At 66.9% G+C, this 18,968-nt stretch carries 13 protein-coding genes; 6 read left to right on the forward strand and 7 right to left on the reverse strand.

Annotated features, from left to right (window positions below; translation table 11 throughout):
* The first annotated feature begins 79 nt into the window (after positions 1-79).
* A complete protein-coding gene (locus tag U5A58_RS06585) occupies positions 80-1,132 on the forward strand; it encodes a LacI family DNA-binding transcriptional regulator (protein WP_321960800.1) in 1,053 nt (350 codons plus the stop codon).
* On the opposite strand, the gene U5A58_RS06590 is transcribed toward U5A58_RS06585, so the two are convergent.
* The 6 genes from U5A58_RS06590 to U5A58_RS06615 form a co-directional block, all read right to left on the reverse strand.
* Positions 1,101-2,582 (reverse strand): cytochrome P450, encoded by a 1,482-nt coding sequence (locus tag U5A58_RS06590; RefSeq protein WP_321960801.1) that lies wholly within the window; start codon positions 2,580-2,582, stop codon positions 1,101-1,103. The genes U5A58_RS06585 and U5A58_RS06590 overlap by 32 nt on opposite strands.
* Before the next feature lie 29 nt (positions 2,583-2,611).
* Entirely contained in the window at positions 2,612-3,322 is a 711-nt protein-coding gene (locus U5A58_RS06595; protein ID WP_321960955.1) for a YceH family protein, read from the reverse strand.
* Between the two features lie 96 nt (positions 3,323-3,418).
* The gene (locus U5A58_RS06600) at positions 3,419-6,217 is read right to left on the reverse strand and encodes an Hsp70 family protein (RefSeq protein WP_321960802.1); all 2,799 of its coding nucleotides are present in this window, start codon (positions 6,215-6,217) and stop codon (positions 3,419-3,421) included.
* Positions 6,218-6,222: 5 nt separating this feature from the next.
* The gene (locus U5A58_RS06605; RefSeq protein ID WP_321960803.1) at positions 6,223-8,067 is read right to left on the reverse strand and encodes an Hsp70 family protein; all 1,845 of its coding nucleotides are present in this window, start codon (positions 8,065-8,067) and stop codon (positions 6,223-6,225) included.
* Positions 8,064-8,660: a DUF2760 domain-containing protein gene (locus tag U5A58_RS06610; RefSeq protein WP_321960804.1), complete on the reverse strand. Its 597-nt coding sequence runs from the start codon at positions 8,658-8,660 to the stop codon at positions 8,064-8,066. The genes U5A58_RS06605 and U5A58_RS06610 overlap by 4 nt, the downstream gene beginning before the upstream one ends.
* Before the next feature lie 389 nt (positions 8,661-9,049).
* The gene (locus U5A58_RS06615; protein WP_321936552.1) at positions 9,050-9,559 is read right to left on the reverse strand and encodes a DUF1269 domain-containing protein; all 510 of its coding nucleotides are present in this window, start codon (positions 9,557-9,559) and stop codon (positions 9,050-9,052) included.
* Between the two features lie 426 nt (positions 9,560-9,985).
* Between U5A58_RS06615 and U5A58_RS06620 the strand changes: the two genes are divergently transcribed.
* Genes U5A58_RS06620 through U5A58_RS06630 form a run of 3 tightly spaced genes read left to right on the forward strand, consistent with a single transcriptional unit; the run spans position 9,986 to position 13,846 of the window.
* Positions 9,986-10,708 (forward strand): gluconate 2-dehydrogenase subunit 3 family protein, encoded by a 723-nt coding sequence (locus tag U5A58_RS06620; RefSeq protein WP_321960805.1) that lies wholly within the window; start codon positions 9,986-9,988, stop codon positions 10,706-10,708.
* A gap of 3 nt (positions 10,709-10,711) precedes the next feature.
* Entirely contained in the window at positions 10,712-12,487 is a 1,776-nt protein-coding gene (locus tag U5A58_RS06625; protein ID WP_321960806.1) for a GMC family oxidoreductase, read from the forward strand.
* Positions 12,488-12,508: 21 nt separating this feature from the next.
* Positions 12,509-13,846: a cytochrome c gene (locus U5A58_RS06630; protein ID WP_321960956.1), complete on the forward strand. Its 1,338-nt coding sequence runs from the start codon at positions 12,509-12,511 to the stop codon at positions 13,844-13,846.
* 66 nt (positions 13,847-13,912) lie between these two features.
* Here the strand turns inward: U5A58_RS06630 and U5A58_RS06635 are convergent, their stop codons facing one another.
* Positions 13,913-15,838, reverse strand: a complete 1,926-nt coding sequence (locus U5A58_RS06635) for a potassium transporter Kup (RefSeq protein WP_321960807.1) — start codon at positions 15,836-15,838, stop codon at positions 13,913-13,915.
* A gap of 283 nt (positions 15,839-16,121) precedes the next feature.
* On the opposite strand from U5A58_RS06635, the gene U5A58_RS06640 reads away from it, so the two are divergent.
* Positions 16,122-17,231, forward strand: coding sequence for a purine nucleoside permease (locus tag U5A58_RS06640; protein ID WP_321960808.1), 1,110 nt, complete (start codon positions 16,122-16,124; stop codon positions 17,229-17,231).
* Positions 17,232-17,598: 367 nt separating this feature from the next.
* Entirely contained in the window at positions 17,599-18,903 is a 1,305-nt protein-coding gene (locus U5A58_RS06645) for an NAD(P)/FAD-dependent oxidoreductase (protein WP_321960809.1), read from the forward strand.
* The last annotated feature ends 65 nt before the right edge of the window (positions 18,904-18,968 follow it).

An 18,968-nucleotide genomic window follows, 5' to 3' on the forward strand; every position in this document is an offset into this window, starting at 1 on the left:
GCAAGACTATGTGGCGCAGGAAACGCTGTCAAACCGCGCAACTGATGGTTTTTGATTGATTTCCGATCGGAACGACGTCATGTCAGAAACGATTTCGCCGCTCGCGGCACGTGCGCGCATACCCGACGTGGCGCGGGCGGCGGGCGTCTCGACCGCCACGGTCGACCGCGTGCTCAACGGCCGCGAGGGCGTGCGCGCCGCAACCGCGCAGCGCGTGCTGCAGGCCGCCGCGCAACTCGGCTACGTGCTCGCGCAGGACGCGCCCGAAGCGCCGTCCGCCCGGCCGCTGCGCATCGCCTTCCTGCTGCCCGCGGGCACGAACCGCTACCTGCGCATGCTCGGCGACTATATCGAATTCGCTCACGAGCAATGGAGCGCGCTCGGCATGAAGTGCCGCGTGCAGTATGTCGAGAGCTTCAACCCGAACGAGCTTGCGCTGCGATTGCTGCAAGCCGGGCAGCGCTCGGACGGCGTGGTATTCATGGCGCTGGAGCATCCCGTGGTGCGCGACGCCGTGAACACGCTTGCCGACCAGGGCGTGCCCGCCATCACCCTCATTTCCGATCTTTCCAACGCACGCCGCCTGGCCTACGTGGGGATCGACAATCGTTCGGCGGGACGCACGGCGGGTTTGCTGCTCGGCCGCTTCATGGGCCCGCGCCCGAGCGGCAAGATCGCGATGATCGCGGGCAGCCTCAACTATCGCGGCCATGAGGAACGGGAGATCGGTTTTCTGCATCTCGTCGAATCGATGTTTCCCCAGGTGAGCGTGATCGGCCTGCGCGAAGGCCAGGACGACAGCGAGCGCAACTACGAGCAAACGCGGCGGCTGCTCGAACAGCACCCCGATCTCGCGGGCATCTACAACAGCGGCGGCGGCTCGGACGGCGTGGGCCGCGCGATCGTCGAGGCGAAGTCCGAGCAAAAGATCCTGTTCATCGGGCACGGCCTCACGCCCGACACGCGCGCACTGCTGATCGACGGCACCATGGACGCGCTCATCACGCAAACGCCGCAGTCGATGGTGGGCAACTGTCTGAAGATCTTTCGCAATGTCGCCGCCAAACGCGACGCGCTCGACGCGGTGAAGCCGATTCAGTTCAGCATCGTGCTGCGCGAGAACCTGCCTTAGCGTCCGTACGCCATTCCAGCCGCACCGGCATGCGGTTCGGCACCATCGCGAACGCCGTGATTTCCTCGATCGTCGCGGGATCGACGGCGAGCCTCACCTTGAAGTGGTTGGTCAGCATGGAGAGCACGAGCCGCATTTCCATGGCGGCGAGATGCCGCCCCGGACACACACGCGGCCCCGCGCCGAACTGCACCCATGCGCGCGGATCGTGCACGCGGGCATCGGCACCCGCATGGCCGCGCAGCCATCGGTCGGGTTCGAAGCGCCCGGGCTGTGCGTAGTGGCGCGCGTCGAGCATGGGCGGCCGGGTGAGGAAGAACATCTTCGAACCGGCGGGCAGCGCGACGCCGCCCACCTCCACGTTCTCGACGGGCTCGAACGCCATGATCGCGGCCACGGGGCGAAAGCGCAGCGTTTCGCTGCACACGGCTTCGAACAGGTCGAGGTCCTTCACGAGGCCATAGTCCGGACACACATCGTGTGCGCCCAGCACCGCGCGCGCCTCGCCGGCGAGGCGCTGCTGCAGCGGTTCGTCGGCGCCTAGATAGTAGAGCGACCATGCCAGCGCGTTGGCCGTGGTGTCCTCGCCCGCCAGCAAGAGCGTGAGCACGTTGGCGGCAATGATGTCGTCGGTCACGTCGGAGCCTGGCTCCGAATCTGGCTGATCGCGCAGTGCAAGCATCGCTTCGAGCAGATGGCGCGGCGCACGGTCGATTGAGGACGGCTCGTCACGCATGCGCTCGCGCGAGCGCGCCATCATGCCGCGTATCGTGCGATGCACTTCGGCCAGCGCCCGGTCCGTGCGGCGGTCGCGCGGCAAGCGCACGTAGCGCCAGTACGGAAACGGCGCGTTCACGCGATGCATGAGCGTCGGGAAGATCTGCGCGAGATGCTCCTGGATCACGCCGCGCTCCTGTTCGAGCGTGCGCGGGTCCTCGCCGAACGCGAGCGCGCTCGTCACGTCCACCGTGTAGCGCTTGAGGTCGTCGGTCATCTCGACCACGTCGCCTCGTTCGGCCGCGCGCCGCCAACGGTCGTGCAACCGCGCCGTGATGGCTTGCAGCGTGGGATAGAAGGCGCGAATGTGCGGAACGGAAAGCGCCTGCATCACGAGCCGCCGCTGTGGCTGCCACGCCGCGCCCTCGGCCGAGAACACGCCGTTGCAGCCGATTTCGGCAAGCACGGGTTCGAGCGACGCGTAACGCCGGTAGCGGTGTGGACGCTCGCGCATCACGCTCTGGCTCAGCTCCGCGTCGCTCCATACCGTGACGGGCATGCCGCAGATCTGGAAGCGATACGGCGTGCCGAGTTCCTGCGCCCAGTGTTCGAGCACGCGATGGAGCCTCGGCGCATTCAGCTGATGGAGGTTGCCGATGAGCGGCAAGCCGCGCGGGCACGGCAGCTCGCGCACCTGGCGCAGGCGCTGGGCGGAGGATGCGGCGGCGTCCATGTAGCGGCGGTGAGGCGGTGAGACGGCGCTCAGTCGAGCGACATCCCCAGTTCGGCGGCCATGCGTGCCACGAGCGCTTGCAGGCGCGCGACTTCGTCGGCGAGACGCTGCTGCTCGGCGCGCACCGCCTCGAAGTCCGCGAGCGAGACGCTCTCGCCGCCTTCCTCGCGAGCCCCGGACGCGCTGGCCCCCGCAACGGCAAAACTTGCCGTATTCACTTCGCCGCACAGCAAATGCATCCAGCGGCTTTCGCGCTCGCCCGGCGCGCGCGGCAGCTTCACCACGAGCGGCGGCTCGCGCTCGGCCAGCTCTTCCAGGAAGCCTTCGACCGAGGACACATCGGCGAACCCGTGCAGGCGCGACGAGTTCAGGCGCAATTCCGCCGCCGTCTGCGCGCCGCGCAGCAGCAGGACCGTGAGGAGCGCCACGGCCTGACTCGGCACGCCGAGCACGCGGTTCAGGTTGTGCTCGAAGCGCGGCACGCGGCTGCTGCTGCCTTCGAACACGAGGCTCAGCAGCTTGAGGTCTTCGATGGCGGCCAGCACGTCGGCTTCGCTCACGTTCATGACCGGCGTGCGCGCGGTCTTCTGGTTGCAGCCGAGCGTGAGCGCGTTGAGCGAAAGCGGATAGGTGTCGGGCACCGTGTGCTGCTTTTCGACCAGCACGCCGACGATACGCGCCTCGATTGACGAGAGCGCGCGCAAGGTGCGCGGCGAGGAAGCATCGGCAGGAGAATTCATGGGCAGATCAACCACGCTGTGGTTCATGTTGGAATCAGGCGTTCGATCATACGCGCGCGGCGCTTCTTGCAGAAGCCAGGTGTCGCGCGTGTGGAATCAGCCCGCGATCAGCTTCAGCCCCGCCGGCAGCGCCTCGCCGAACACCCGGCCCGTGTCCGCCGTATCGAGCGCGACGACTTCGCGCACCATCGTCACCCACGTGGGCGGGGCATTCGCCGACTCCATGCGGCGCACCACCGTCTCGCGCAGTTCGGGCGGCAGATCGCGCGAGCGGTCGCCCGTCATGCGCGCGATCTGCGCAGCGGCAAACATCGCCGGTTCGATTTTTTTCCAGTCGAGCGCCAGGATCGCATCGAGCCAAAGCGCGGCGGTTTCCGGCGGCACCACGCCGTGCGCGCTGCCGTAGAACGGCTGGCGCGCGCCGATCCGGCCCACGGCCCACCACGTCTGGTGATTCTCCGAGGGCTTCTGCAGCCGCTGCAACAGCCGCTCGCCGATCTCGACCTTGCGCTCGGCCGCAATCTGCTCGAGCGATGCATAGAGCCGGATCATGTCCGCATGGGCCAGCTTCGCGGGGTCGAAGGGCAGCTTGTGGCGCTTCGAGCCGGCCGCCTCTTCGAGGTACGTCATCGCCTCCAGCACCTCGTGCTGCTGCGCCTCGTTCAGGCCGCCCGCCGCGCGCCGCCAGAGCGTCCACCACTCCGACCACACCTGGCCTTCGTTGACAAACTGGATGCCGTCGTCGAAGAGCGTCCAGAGCTGTTCGACGCGCCATTCGTCGAGCGGATAGCCGAAGCCCGGCCGCAGGCTGAAGCCGGCGAGGTTCAGCCACAGGCGTTCGTGATCGGCGGAGCGCCGGCGCTTGCCCGCACGTTCCCAGAGCGCGCCGAACAGCTCGCGCAGTAGCGGGCCGTCCCAGTTCTGGCGCGGGCCGAGCCGCTCTTCGAGATGCGCGCGCAGGCGCTTCACTTCCTTCGCGTCGACCTTGACGGAGCGCGCGCCGAACACGCGTTCGATTGCTTCGATGGCGTCGTCGAGGCCCGCGTGGCGTGACTCGCCGTTCGCCGTGCCCGCACCACTCTCGTGCTCCGCGCGGCGCAGCGCGAATTCGAGCAGCCAGCGCTGCGAGGCGTCGTCGGTGGCGATGCAGTGCATCTCCAGCGTGCCGACTTCGGTCAGCGAGGTCGTGAGCTTGACGGGACGCTCGCGCGCCGCCTTCGCATCGCCGCCTGCGGGCACCACCGTTGCGAGCGGCGGCAGGCGCACGAAGTCGCCCGCAGCCAGATCGGCCAACTCGCCGGGCTGCCACGCGGTGTCGGCCACGGTCGACGCGAGGTGGAACTGCACCGGCTGGCCGAGCTGCAATGCGAACGTGCGGTCGTCCAGATGCAGTTCGTGGCCTTCTTCCGTGCCGCGCGGGAGCACGCACACGCCGCGCGGTGCGGCATCGGCGCCCGCGCCTTGGTCGAGCACGAGGAAGTAACTGCGCGGCGAGCCGCCGCCAATGCGCGGCGCGTGACCCGCGCGCGCGAGCGCATAAGCGACCGCGCCGCGCGCGACGGCCACGTCGGGCTGGTTGTTCTGCAGTACGTTCAGCGGCTCGCCGCGCCAGGCGCCGAGCGTGTCGGCCAGACGTTGCGCGAGCGCGCGAGCGCGGAACACGCCGCCGTTGAGCAGCAGCGCGTCGGGCATGGGCAGCGCAGTGTTTTCTGCGCTGGCTGCGCCTGACGCGGCCCCCAGCGCCTCGCGCGACTGCGCGGCGAAGCGCTGCAAAAATGCCGCGATATGGCGCGTGATGGCCGGATCGGCGGCATAGGGCAAGCCGAACTCGACGATCGCCGCGCGCGAGCGGCGCGGCAGGTCGCCGGCAGCGCCCATCGGGAAAAAGCCGTCCACCACGATCTGCGCGACTTCCTCGCGGCCAAGCTGCGTGGTGCGCGCGCCGCCCACGAGACGCGCGCCCGCGCCGAGCAGCGTAATCGGCACCGATTCGGGCGCGCTCGCGTCGAGCAGCTGCTCTTTCGCGACACGGCAGCGCTCCACGAGCTGCGAGAGGCTCGCCGCGCTCAACCGCGTTTGCGCGTTGGCGAGGCGGCTCTCGGCCAGATGCGCGAGCGCGAGGTCCATGTTGTCGCCGCCCAGCATCAGATGATTGCCCACGCCAATGCGCGTGAGCTGCGGCTCGCCGTTCTCGAACTGCACCTTGATGAGCGTGAGGTCGGTCGTGCCGCCGCCCACGTCGCACACCAGCACGAGGCGCGACGCGCCCAACTGCGCGTCGAGCGTCGCGCGATGGTGATACAGCCAGTCGTAAAACGCGGCTTGCGGCTCTTCTAGCAGACGCAGCGCAGGCAGCCTGGCGAGCCGCGCCGCTTCGAGCGTGAGCGCGCGCGCGCCGTCGTCGAACGAGGCCGGCACGGTCAGCACGACGTCCTGATCTTCGAGCGGCGCATGCGGGAAACGATGGTTCCACGCGGCGCGCACGTGCGCGAGATAACTCGCGCTCGCGGCAACCGGCGAAACCTTGGTGACGTCGTCGGGTGCGCCCCAAGGCAGGATCGGTGCGAGACGGTCCACCGCCGCGTGCGAGAGCCAGCTCTTGGCGCTCGCCACGAGCCGCCCCGGCACCTGCGCGCCGAGCGTGCGCGCGAGGCGGCCGATGACCGCGTCATCGCTTTGCGAAGGCGCGCTCCACGGCAAACGCAAGTCGCCAGCCGCAAGTTCGCCCGCCGCCGGGTGATAACGCGCGGAAGGCAACATCTTTTCCGCGCCCACTTCTCCGAGGCCGGTGAGCTGCTCGACGTCGAACACGCGGATCGCGTCGCCGCCGGCCTCCACGTACGCCACGACGGTATTGCTCGTCCCCAGGTCGATGCCGACGACGTATGGCTTCATCGGGCTCAGCTGCCTGCTCCGCCACGCACGTCGAACTCGACCTTCCAGCGCTCGTTCGTGCCGCTCGGCATCGCTTCGAGCTCCAGCGTGCCCGCTTCCGTCACGCGCGCGTGCAGCTTCACGGGCACGACTTCGCCCGGCGTGCGGCCTTCGGTCGGCAGCGTGGCCTGGATTTCCTCCAGTTCCTGCAATTCTTCAGGCGACCAGTAGTCGAGCATCGTGCCGACCTGATCATGACGCCGCACCGAAGAGCCGAAGAAACGGAAGTGCACCGGCTCGCCCACCACGAGGCCGAACTCCTGCGGCGGCAGCGCCGCCTCGGTGCCCTCTTCCATGCCGAAGGGCGCGACGCAGAGCGCCGAAACCGGCGGCTCGAGCCCCGGCACGGCCGGCATGGCCGATTCGACCGCCACGTAGTACGCGCGCGCCGTGCCGCCGCGAATGCGCACGCCTTTGCCGCGCTTCACATAGCCGTAATAGGCTGCGCCGCGCGCCACCGCGAGGTCGAGATCCGCACCGCCCAGCAGACGTGCGGGCTCCGCGCCCTCGGCCGCGAGCCAGCCGCCCAGGATATCGAGCACGCGTTGCGAGAGCAGCGGCGACTTGAATACGCCGCCGTTGAAGAGCACCGCCGTGGGATGCAGGAAGGTGGCGCCTGCGGGCGGCGCACCGAAGCCTTCGAGTTCCGCGAGCGCTTGCACCTGGCGGCCGAGGAAGGCCGCGAGATGGCGCGTGACGCCCGCGTCCTGCGCATACGGCAGGCCAAGCTGCGTGAGACCCACGCGCGTACGCACTGCCGGGCGCGCGGCGGCGTCCACTTGCGGGAAAAAGCCTTCGAGGATGATCTGCGTGAGTTCGCCACGCGTGAGTTCCGTGCGGATCGACCCGCCGATCAACTTCGAGCCGCGGCTCGGCACGACGATCGGCACCGTATCGACGGAGGCGTCGGAGAGCAGCGTTTCCTTCGCCGAGCGGCACGCATAGGTCAGCGCGCGCAGCTGCCACGGGTCCGCTTGCGTGCCCTGGGTCGCGAGCTTGCGCGCGACCACATGCGCGAGCGCGAGGTCCATGTTGTCGCCGCCGAGCAGAATGTGCTCGCCCACGGCTACGCGGTGCAGTTCGAGATTGCCTTCGCGCTCGACCACGGCGATCAGCGAAAGGTCGGTCGTACCGCCGCCCACGTCCACCACGAGGATGATGTCGCCGACCTTCACTTCCTTGCGCCACGCGCCGCCGCTCTTCTGGATCCAGCTATAGAGCGCGGCTTGCGGCTCCTCCAGCAGCGTCATGTTCGCGTAGCCCGCCGCCTGCGCGGCTTCCGCCGTCAGTTCGCGCGCGGCGGGGTCGAACGAGGCCGGAATCGTGACGGTGATCTCCTGCTCGCCGAACGGCGCCTCGGGATGCGCGTGGTCCCATGCCTCGCGCAGGTGCGTGAGATAGCGCACCGAGCTTTCGAGCGGCGACACACGCGCGACTTCAGGCGGCGCGTCGTTGGGCAGAATGGCCGCGCGGCGATCCACGCCGGGGTGGCACAACCAGCTCTTCGCGCTCGAGACGAGGCGAATCGGCGTGCCCGCGCCACGGCTGCGCGCAAGCTCACCCACGGCGTACTCGCGTGTGGTGGTCCACGGCAGCGTGAGGTCGCCCGGCGTCAGCTCGCCCGCATGCGGCAAGTAGAGAAACGAAGGCAGCAGGTCGGGCGATTCCAGCGTGCCCGGCGCCGTGAGTTGCATCACGTTGAGCACGCCCTGCTGGGTCTTTTCGCCATCGCTGGCGGCGAGGTCGACGTAGGACAACGCGCAATGCGTCGTGCCCAGGTCGACGCCAATTGAATAGCGCGGATCGCTCACAGCTCCACCTCCGCCGGCGCGATGATGCGCGCGTCGTGCGTCTTGACGAGTTGCGGCAGCTTGACTTCCTCGACGCGCCAGCCGCGATGCGTGAGGCTGCCGCTGAACGGGGCCTCGCCGACCACGTTGCCGGTGAGGCGCACGGCGGCGGCGTCGAAGCCGGCCGGCAGCGTCACGCGCGAGCCTTCGGACTCGCTGCGCACCGGGCGGATCGCAAAGTGGTCGCGCAGCGTGGCGCGGCAGCCTTCGTGGACGATGCGGGCGGCGGCGCCGATATCCGCATCGGCATAACCGGCAATGTCTTCCTCGACGAAATCGACGAAGCGCGCGTTGCGCTGGAGCAGGCCGAGCAGTTGCAACGCGGCGTCGGGCGTCGCTTCCTTGATGACCGTGGGTGCTGGTGCGGGTGCGGGCGCGGACGCCGGCTTCGCGACCGGAGCCGCGGCAGGCACAGGGGCAGCCGCGGCGGGTGCGAGCCCGCCTTCACGCAGACGGCGCACATTGGCGGCAAGCTCGCCGTCGCCGAGGATCGCGAAGAACGATCCCAGCGCGACCGAAAGGCGGCCGAAGAAAGACAGATTCGATTCGGGCATGTAGACGACTCCAATATCGCTTGAGGGCTCGCGGGCAACGCGAGCCGACCTGCCGGGCTCGCAACGAGGCCCGATCGATGCCTGGAAGGAGGCGGCCGGCAGGGGAAACTCGAGCCCGGCGCGGGCTCAAAACCCGTATTTTGCCTTGTCGCGGGCGCAAGCCGGTCAAAATGCGGGATTTGGCGGGGGAATGGCGTGCCCGGCGCGGCGCGCCGGGCTTTGATGGCGGGCGACGCGCGCGGGCAGTGCCGCGCAATCCCGGCTGTCAAAGGTTGAGCGTTACGGCCCTCAAATGGGGCGTCGGCGCTGATAAGTGGGGCGCGATTAATGGCGCGCGCACGCGGTCAGGCCCGCGCCGCAGCCGCATCACGCCTTACGGTCCGGCGCATTCAGGGAAAGATCGGCGTCGTTGCTTCCGCGCCTTCCACGTCGGCGCGCGGCACATGCTGGGCGATGCTCGCCTCGATCTCCGCTTCGCGCGAGCCGGGCACGTCGGCCATGACCAGCAACTGACCGTCCTCGATCGGACGGTTAAAGCGCGTCAGCGTCGTGTTCGGCTCGTCCACGCCAATCATGCCGGCCGCCCACGCGCCGAATATCGCGCCGGCAATCGTCAACGCAACGACCACGCCGCCCGTGATATCGAAGTTCTCGAACGGAAACATCAGCGCCACGAGGCCAACGACGGCGCCGGTCGCAGCGCCGAACATCACGCCGCGCTCCAGTGCGTGCACGATGTCGCTGCGCTGCAGCAGCGAAGCCTCGGGCAAGCGCTCGAGGCCCACGCTGTGATTGGCGAGCACATGAATATGACGCCACGTGATGCGCGCGCGCAGCAGATCGTCGACGATCTGCTGCGCCGTGGTCGTGTCGGGAGCGAGGAAATAGAGGCGTCTCATGATGCCCTCCTTCGGTCATGCAGCGACACGCTAGCGACCCGCTCGCTGCCACATGACTACGATGCGATTCCGATCATCCTACGCCTGAGTTTCTGTCAGCGCGACAGTCTGACGCCGATTTGCATTCGGTTTGCCGCCGCTCTCTGCGTTTTGATTCTTTTGCATTTCGCTGAAGGTCTGCACGTGGAGATCCGCTTCCCGACAAGCGCGGAGCCACGGGAACTTGTCACGCATCAATCGAATCGCTTGCATCCACAGCGCAAGTCTGAACCGCCCGCGTTGGCAACCGACCTTGCGTACGCAAAAAGTCCCGCAAAAACAGCGCATTTTCTCAACGAAAGGGCCTTATCTCGATAACGCGATCCTGAAAACAAGACGTATCTGTTCCTCCTACCATCGCTCACCTCAAATCGAGGGGAACAGCCTATGTCCACCGAACAGGATCCGCGCCGCCAATTCCTGCGGCGCATGCTCGCCGTCGTGCCGACCGCATCCCTTGCAACGGGAGCCGCGCTCTCGCAGTCCGCCTGCAAGCCGGCGTCCGCGCCGTCGGCCGCCGCGCCGCCGCCCTACCAGCCCGACTATTTCACGGCAGACGAATGGCGCTTTCTGCAAGCCGCCGTCGAGCGCCTGATTCCTTCCGACCACCTGGGGCCAGGCGCGCTCGAAGCGGGCGTGCCGGAATTCATCGACCGCCAGATGGAAACGCCATGGGGCCACGGCAAGCTCTGGTACATGCAGGGACCATTTCACGTGAGCGAAGCGCCGGAACTCGGCTACCAGTTGAATCTCGCGCCGCGCGACGTGTACCGGCATGGCATCAAGGCGTGCGACGCGTGGTGCCGCCAGCATTACAGCGGCAAATCATTCGTATCCCTGAGCAACGCCGAACAGGAGGCCGTGCTCCAGACCATGGAGCACGGCAAAGCCCACTTCGACTCCGTTCCAGCCAGCACGTTCTTGGGCTTTCTCCTCGCGAACACGAAAGAGGGCTTTTTCGCCGACCCCATTTATGGCGGAAACAAAAAAATGGCGGGCTGGAAAACGATCGGCTTTCCCGGCGCCCGCGCCGATTTTGCCGACTGGATCGACCAACCGGGCGTGAAGTACCCGTATGGCCCGGTATCTATCGACGGAAGCAGAGGCTGATCGATGACCATCAAAATGAACAAGGTTGATTGCGTGATCGTCGGGTTCGGCTGGACCGGTGCGATTCTCGCCCAGGAACTCACGCAAGCCGGCCTGAAGGTCGTGGCGCTCGAACGCGGCGCGATGCGCGACACGCCCACCGACGCGAAATATCCGCAAGTCGCCGACGAACTCAAATACGCCGTGCGCGGCAAGCTGTTTCAGGACCTTTCGCGCGAAACGGTCACGATTCGCCACGGCGTGAACGATCTCGCGGTGCCCTACCGCCAGCATGGTTCCTTTCTGCTCGGCAACGGCGTGGGCGGCGCGGGCTTCCACTGGAACGGCATGCACTACCGCGTCCTGCCCGAAGAGCTGCAGCTGCGCTCGACCTACGAAGCGCGCTACGGCAAACGCTTCATCCCGGAAGGCATGCAGGTGCAGGACTTCGGCGTGACCTACGACGAACTCGAACCGCATTTCGATTTCGCGGAGAAAGTGTTCGGCACCTCGGGCAAAGCCGGCAATCTCCAGGGGCAGATCCGGTTCGGCGGCAATCCGCTCGAAGGCCCGCGCAGCAGCGAGTACCCAACGCCGCCGCTCAAGAACACGCTCGGCGCGCAACTGTTCGAACTGGCGGCGCGCGAGGCGGGCTTCAATCCGTACCCGGCGCCTGCCGCAAACGCTTCGCAGGCCTATACGAATCCCTACGGCGTGCGGCTCGGCCCGTGCAACTTCTGCGGCTACTGCGAGGACTTCGGCTGCTTCATGTACTCGAAGGCCTCGCCGCAGACCACCATTCTTCCGGCTTTGCTCAAGAAGCCGAACTTCGAGTTGCGCACGAATTCATATGTCACGAAGGTGCTGCTCGACAGCAGCCGCGAGCGCGCCGTGGGCGTGAGTTACGTCGACGCACAGGGCCGCGAGGTCGAACAACCGGCCGACCTCGTGATCGTCGCAGCGTTCCAGATGCACAACGTGCGCCTGCTGCTGCTCTCGGGCATAGGCAAGCCGTACGACCCGACGACGGGTCAAGGCGTGGTGGGCCGCAACTACGCGTACCAGATGAACGGCGCCGTCAACGTGCTGCTGCCCAAAGAAACCCTGCTCAATCCGTTCATCGGCTCGGGCGCGGGCGCGGTGGCGCTCGACGACCTCAACGGCGACCAGTTCGACCACGGTCATCTGGGCTTTCTCGGCGGCGCGAGCGTGCGCCACGCGCGCACGGGCGGCCGGCCGATTGGCCAGGCCTCCATCGTGCCCGGCACCCCCGCCTGGGGCGGCCAATGGAAGGCCGGCGTGGTCGATGCGTATCAGCGCTTCCTGAGCATCGGCATTTCCGGCTCGGTCATGCCGTACCGCGACGCGTACCTCGACCTCGACCCGACCTACCGCGACGCCCACGGACTGCCGCTCCTGCGCATGACGTTCGACTGGCACGACAACGAATACCGCATGCTCGACTACGTGGGCACGCGCGTGGAGGAAGTGGCGAAGGCCATGAAGCACGACGCGTATTACCGCGCGATCCGCAAGCCCGGCGACCACTACGACACGCGCCTCTATCAGTCGACACACACGACCGGCGGCGCCGTCATGGGCGAATCGCCGCAAACGAGCGTGGTCAACAAGTATCTGCAGAGCTGGGACGTGCACAACGTGTTCGTGATGGGCGCTTCGGCGTTTCCCCAGAACATGGGCTATAACCCGACCGGGCTCGTGGCGGCGCTCGCGTATCACGCGGCGAAAGCGATCCGCGAGCAGTACCTGAAGCAGCCCGCGCCGCTCGTTCAGGCGTAAGGAGGAATTCCCCTGATGAGGATGACGAAATACTCGCGTGCCGTGCTGGCATGGGCCGCACTGGCGCTGTCCGGCTGGTTCTCGCACGCGCTGGCGGACGATCGCACCGCCACGCAGCAAGCCAGCGCCAACGCGGCGCTCCCGGCGCTGATCGAAAAGGGCCGCTACCTCGCCACCGTGGCCGACTGCACGGCCTGCCACACGGCAAAGGGCGGCAAGCCGTTCGCGGGCGGCGTCGGCATTGCCTCGCCCATCGGCACGATCTACTCGACCAACATCACGCCCGACAAGCGCACCGGCATCGGCGAGTACACGCTGCGCGACTTCGATCGCGCGGTGCGCCGCGGCATTGCCAGGAACGGCACGACGCTCTACCCCGCCATGCCTTATGTGTCGTACGCCAAAACGACGCCCGAAGACATCGAGGCGCTTTACGCGTACTTCACGCATGCGGTCGCGCCCGTCGAGCAGGCCAATCGCGCAGAGGGCATTCCCTGGCCTCTCTCGATGCGCTGGCCGTTGCGCTTCTGGCGCATGATGTTCGCCCCCACGCCGGTGACCGCCAACGCGCCGGCCAGCGCAGACCCCGTGCCGCGCGGAAGCTATCTGGTCGAGGGACTCGCACACTGCGGTGCGTGCCACACACCGCGCGGTTTTGGCCTCCAGGAGCAGGCGCTGAGCGACAACAAGAACGTCTATCTCTCAGGCGGCGTGGTGGACGGCTATCTCGCGAAAAACCTGCGCGGTGACGCGAGGAACGGCCTCGGCACGTGGAGCGAAAGCGACATCGTGGCGTTTCTGAAGCAAGGGCGATCCGACGATGCGGCAGCGTTCGGCGGCATGGTCGATGTCGTCCAGCACAGCACGCAGTACATGAGCGACGCCGACCTCGGCGCGATCGCGGCCTACCTCAAGACGCTCTCTCCCGTCGATCCGAACGGCGACGCGCTCAGACCCGACCCGAGCGCCGCGGCCGCCTTGCGCGCCGGCACGGACCGCAGCAACGGCGCGCTCACGTTCGTCGACAACTGCGCGGCCTGCCATCGCACGACCGGCGCCGGCTACGACGCAACGTTCCCGAGGCTCGCCAGAAGCTCGGTGGTCAACAGCGACAATCCGGCCTCGCTGATCCGCATCGTGCTCAAGGGCGGCCAGATGCCGTGGACGAACGCCGCGCCCACGCACTACGCCATGCCCGGCTTCGCGCAGCGCCTCACCGACCGCGATATCGCCGACGTGCTGAGCTTCGTGCGTTCGAGCTGGGGCAATCACGCGCCGGCCGTGTCGGCCGCCGACGTGGCGAAGGCTCGCAAGGCCGCGCAGGCAGGACCGCAACCGTCGCGCGCCGAAAATCCGTAAGCGCCGCGCACGCGCCGGGACGCCGCCAGGGCCCGTTCACCTGCCTAACGAGCTTGCGAACGTGCCCTAGATCTCGACGCGCGCGCCGACCTCGATCACGCGATTGGCCGGCAGCTTGAAGAACGCCGCGATATTCCCGACGTTGTGCAGCATCACCGCGAAAAGACGCTCACGCCAGATCGACATGCCATGGCCGCGCTTGGGCACCACCACCGCGCGGCTCAGGAACCACGACGTTTCGTCGAGATCGAAGGTCAACTCCGCGGACTTGAACGCGGCAAGCGTGCATGGCAGGTCCACTTCGTCCTTGAACCCATAGTTGACGACGACGTGATAGCAGCCCGGGCAAAGCAGTTCGACCTTCACGCGTTCGCTTTCTGCCACCCATGGCACGTCTTTTGTCACGACGCTCAGGAATACTACGCGTTCGTGCAGTACCCGGTTGTGCCGCAAATTGTTGACGAGCGCATGCGGTACGGCATTGGCATTCGGCGTGAGAAAGATCGCCGTGCCGCCCACGCGCACGGGGTTGCTCTCCAGCAGCGTCGTAAGATAGGGCTTGAGGGGCTTCTTGCCGGCGCGTACGCGCGCCTCGGCCATCATCATTTCCCAGCCCTTTCCCCAGGTCGCCATGATCGTGAACATCAGGGCGCCGATGACGAGCGGGAACCAGCCGCCGTCCACGATCTTGAGCAGGTTGGCCGAGAAGAACATGGCGTCGATCACGAAGAAGAACGCCGTGGCGAACAGGCACAGCGCCCAGTTGTAATGCCACGCGTAACGCACGACGAAGAAAGTGAGGAACGTCGTGATGAGCATCGTGCCGGTCACGGCAATGCCGTAAGCGGAGCCGAGCGCCGTGGACGAACGGAACCCCACCACCGCCGCCACTACGGCCACGAGCAGAATCCAGTTGATACCGGGCACGTAGATCTGTCCGATCTCGCGCTCGGACGTGTGCACGATGTTCATGCGCGGCAGGAAGGAGAGTTGCATGGCCTGCATCGCCATGGAATAGGTACCCGAAATAACGGCCTGCGAGGCAATGACGGTGGCAACCGTGGCGAGCACGATCATCGGCACGATGGACCATTGCGGAAAGAGCCGGTAGAACGGGCTTTGCACCGCGCCGGGGTTCGCCAGCAGCAGCGCGCCCTGCCCGAGATAATTGAGCGCGAGCGCAGGAAACACGATGCCGAACCACGTGAGGCGAATAGGCTGCTTGCCGAAGTGGCCCATGTCGGCGTAGAGCGCCTCGGCGCCCGTGAGTGAGAGCACGACCGCGCCCAGCGCGACAAAGGCGAGCCAGCGGTGATGCAGACAGAACGCGAGGCCCTCGCGCGGATCGAGCGCGAACAGCACGGCCGGCGCTGAGGTGATGTTGGCCACGCCCGCCACGGCGATCACGGCGAACCAGAGCACCATGACCGGGCCGAACACGGCGCCGATGCCGCCCGTGCCGTGCTTTTGCGTGAGGAACAGCACGACGATCGCCACAAGCGTCACCGGAATCACATAGGTCTTGAGCGCGGGCTCGGCCACTTCGAGGCCTTCCACGGCGCTCAGCACCGAGATGGCCGGCGTGATCACGCTGTCGCCGAAGAAGAGCGCCGCGCCCATCACGCCGATCACGAGCAGCGTGTTACGCAGATGCGGCCGCGAGGCGACCGAGGAAGCCGCGAGCGCGAGCAGCGCCATGATGCCGCCCTCGCCGTGATTGTTCGCGCGCAGGATGAGCGCGACGTACTTGAGCGACACGACGATCATGAGCGACCAGAAGATCAGCGACACGATGCCTACGATATTGAAAGCATTGACCGCGAGGCCGTTGGCGGGATCGAACACGGTAGCGAGCGTGTAGAGCGGGCTCGTGCCGATGTCGCCATAGACCACGCCGAGCGCGGCGAGAGCGAGCGCGGGGAGCGCCGGGCGATGCGGGCCGGAGTCGCCAAGGCGCTCGTGCGCGTGCGCCGCGGATGCGGAATGTCCCATGTCTCCCTCCTCGTGGCGGCCGCATGCGGGCCGGGGGGCCGCGCGGCCTTGTCGCCTCGCTTATCGCTTGGTTTGTGGCTTAGTTTGTCGCTTCGTTTGTCGCTTCGTATTGGCGCGACTGCCCCTGCTGGGCGCGCTAGTCGAAGTATAGGAATTTCGGGCAAAAATGCGCCACGCGTGGCGCCGTGCGTTCGCAGAACTGTCATAGTCGAGCCTATTTTCCTGACCATTCGCCCGGTCGGGCGTGCCACCCGATACGCACACAACCCAAAGGACTTGCACAATGCGAACCCGCCTCACGTTGCTCTGCGCCGCGCCGTTGCTCGCGGCCTGCGCGTTGCAGCCTCCTTCCACGCAACAGGACGCACGAACGCTTTCTGTGCCAACCGCGGCTTTCGCGCAGGGCGGCGCCACCGCGCACGGCCGTGCCGTGAAAGTCATGATCGTGACGATGTTCGCGCCCGAAGCGAAGACATGGCTGGAGCGCCTCGGTCCCTGGGAGTCCGTGACGATCGCGGGCCTCTCGCCCGACTATCCCAAGGTGCAATGCAATACCGACGACGTATGCGTGATGACAACCGGCATGGGCCACGCGAACGCCGCCGCCTCGACCATGGCCCTCGCCTTTGCGCCTCAGTTCGACCTGCGCAAGACTTACTTTCTCATCGCGGGCATTGCGGGCGTGAACCCCGAGCACGGCACGATCGGCTCGGCGGCCTGGTCGGACTGGCTCGTCGATTTCGGCCTGCAGTGGGAAATAGACGGCGACGGCCGCCCGCGCAACTGGCGCACCGGGTATCTCGGCATCAATACGAAAAGTCCCGACGAAAAGCCCGCGCTCGATTACCGCACCGAGGTGTTCCGCCTGAACCCGCGGCTGACTGAGGCCGCCTGGGCCATCTCGCACGACGTGACGCTCGCCGATAGCGCGCAGGCTCAGGCCGCGCGCGCGAAATATGCTTATGCACCCGCGAACCGGCCGCCCACTGTGATCCGCTGCGATTCGGTCGCCGACGACACCTGGTGGTCGGGCAAGGCGCTCGGCGCGAGGGCAAGCGAGTTCACGCATCAATTGACCGGCGGACAAGGCGTGTATTGCATGACGCAGCAGGAGGACAACGCCACGTTCGAAGCACTCAGGCGCGCAGCGCGTGCGCAACGCGTGGACCTCGATCGCGTGGCCGTGCTGCGCGCAGGCTCGGATTTCGATCGCCCGTATGCGGGTGAATCGAATGCGGCAAATCTACTGAACTATGCAAGCCAGGGTGGCTTCGCACCCGCGTTGGAAAACCTCTATCGCGCGGGCCATCCGCTCGTGCAGACCATCGTCGCGCATTGGAGCGAATGGCGCAATGGCGTTCCTCCAAGCCCTTCTCAAGCCGCGCCTCGTTAACGGCGCCACGCCCTGTCCCCGCTTTGCCGCGTAGCATCCTTGTGAGGAATACAGATGATCGATGCATGGCGTTATCCGGCACGCATCGCCTATTCGCAAAGCAATTACAGCGCACGATCGTTCATACGCATGGCGCATGCGAATGCGGGATTTCCGCTACTGAAATCCTCCTTTGACCGGATAGCTTTATCGCGGCATCTATGCCAGATTAGGTCTCACTCATTTTGAGCGCAGCGCAGGGGTCGCGAAGCGATGCGCCATGATTCACGGGGGACAGCATGCACGGTTACTTCCCTCCCCTTCATGCCGCCACGCCCATCCTGTTCGCGAGTGTGTCCACGTGTGGCTATTCGCGAGCCAGTGCGTCATGAATGCCGCCAGCATCGTCGTGCTCGGCGCGGGGCCAGCAGGGTCAGCCGTTGCGCGCGCGCTTGTGGGGCTCGGCTATCGCGTGCAGGTGGTGAGCGACTGGCGTCGCTTCGAAGCTGCCGAAGCCCTATCGGCACGCGCGATCGAAGCGCTGCGCCGTGCTGGCCTGCATCGCGCAGCCAGTTGCGGCGAGGGACCCTGCGTGCGCACCACACTCTGGAACGGCGTGCTGCAAACGCTCGACGCGGAATTCCTCGTCGACCGGCGTGTGTTCGATGCGGCCTTGCGCGAGGACGTGCGCGGCGCGGGCGTGGACGTGATCGAGGCGAATGTGCGCTCGCTGCAGTCCACTTCCGCGGGGCACGACCTCATGATCGAAACCGCCGACGGACCGCTCACGTTGCGCGCGGACTTTCTTGTCGAAGCGCGTGGCCGCCTCGCACCGCTCTTGCGCGACGCCACGCGCGGCCCGCAAACCGTGAGCCTGCTGAACGTATGGAAGGGCAGCGCGGGCGCGGCGGCCACTGCGGTGGAAAGCTTGCCGGCCGGGTGGGCGTGGATGGCGCGCCTCGGCAACGGCCGCTGCTACTGGCAATTGACGCTGGATGTCACGAACCCCGAGTTGCCGCAGCGCGATGAACTGCTCGCGTTCTGCGAGCGCATGCGGCACTCGCCGCTTGCCAGCGACTTCTTCGCAGGCGACGCAGCGAACGACGTGCGCCTCTATGCGCGCAGCAGCACCGCCACGCTGTGCGGCCGTACCGGCGGCCACAACTGGCTGCGCGTGGGCGACGCCGCCATGGCCGTCGATCCGCTCGCGGGCAATGGCGTGTTCCAGTCGCTCACCTCAGCGTTGCAGGCGCCCGCCGTGATTCACACGCTGCTCGCGCGGCCCGAGCGCGCGCCGCTCGCGCTGCGCTTTCACCAGCAGCGCATCGAGCAGTTATTCATGCGCTTCGCGCGCACCGGGCGCGATGTGTATGCGCTCGAACAGCGCTGGACCACGCAGCCCTTCTGGCAAACGCGTGGCGCGTGGCCCGACGACCGGCCTGCTCGTGTGAGCGCCGATTTCAACGAGTTGAACGTGGGACGCGCGCCTGTGATCGATGGCGGCATGATTGCCGAAGCGGATGTGGTCGCGAGCCCGGACCAGCCGCTTGGCATCTGGCATCTGTGCGACGCTGCGCTTGCGCCTGTTGTTGAGGCGTTGCGGCGGGAGCCCGCCGAGCAGGTGCTCAAGTCGCTCGATGCGGATCAGGCGCGGATGATTCGGCATTGGCTTGCCATGCAGGATTATCCTTAGTTTTAGGTCGCCGTGTGGCCAGGCGGTTTGGTGTTTCTCTTTGGGCTTTACTTGTTTTCGTGTCG

Source organism: Paraburkholderia sp. J7 (assembly GCF_905220155.1).
Taxonomy (GTDB): domain Bacteria; phylum Pseudomonadota; class Gammaproteobacteria; order Burkholderiales; family Burkholderiaceae; genus Paraburkholderia.

Bases quoted from the DNA above. Each gene is read 5' to 3' on its own strand.
- U5A58_RS06585 (WP_321960800.1), top strand. From the start codon at position 80: ATGTCAGAAACGATTTCGCCGCTCGCGGCACGTGCGCGCATACCCGAC.
- U5A58_RS06590 (WP_321960801.1), bottom strand. From the start codon at position 2,582: ATGGACGCCGCCGCATCCTCCGCCCAGCGCCTGCGCCAGGTGCGCGAG.
- U5A58_RS06595 (WP_321960955.1), bottom strand. From the start codon at position 3,322: ATGAATTCTCCTGCCGATGCTTCCTCGCCGCGCACCTTGCGCGCGCTC.
- U5A58_RS06600 (WP_321960802.1), bottom strand. From the start codon at position 6,217: ATGAAGCCATACGTCGTCGGCATCGACCTGGGGACGAGCAATACCGTC.
- U5A58_RS06610 (WP_321960804.1), bottom strand. From the start codon at position 8,660: ATGCCCGAATCGAATCTGTCTTTCTTCGGCCGCCTTTCGGTCGCGCTG.
- U5A58_RS06615 (WP_321936552.1), bottom strand. From the start codon at position 9,559: ATGAGACGCCTCTATTTCCTCGCTCCCGACACGACCACGGCGCAGCAG.
- U5A58_RS06620 (WP_321960805.1), top strand. From the start codon at position 9,986: ATGTCCACCGAACAGGATCCGCGCCGCCAATTCCTGCGGCGCATGCTC.
- U5A58_RS06625 (WP_321960806.1), top strand. From the start codon at position 10,712: ATGACCATCAAAATGAACAAGGTTGATTGCGTGATCGTCGGGTTCGGC.
- U5A58_RS06630 (WP_321960956.1), top strand. From the start codon at position 12,509: ATGACGAAATACTCGCGTGCCGTGCTGGCATGGGCCGCACTGGCGCTG.
- U5A58_RS06635 (WP_321960807.1), bottom strand. From the start codon at position 15,838: ATGGGACATTCCGCATCCGCGGCGCACGCGCACGAGCGCCTTGGCGAC.
- U5A58_RS06640 (WP_321960808.1), top strand. From the start codon at position 16,122: ATGCGAACCCGCCTCACGTTGCTCTGCGCCGCGCCGTTGCTCGCGGCC.
- U5A58_RS06645 (WP_321960809.1), top strand. From the start codon at position 17,599: ATGAATGCCGCCAGCATCGTCGTGCTCGGCGCGGGGCCAGCAGGGTCA.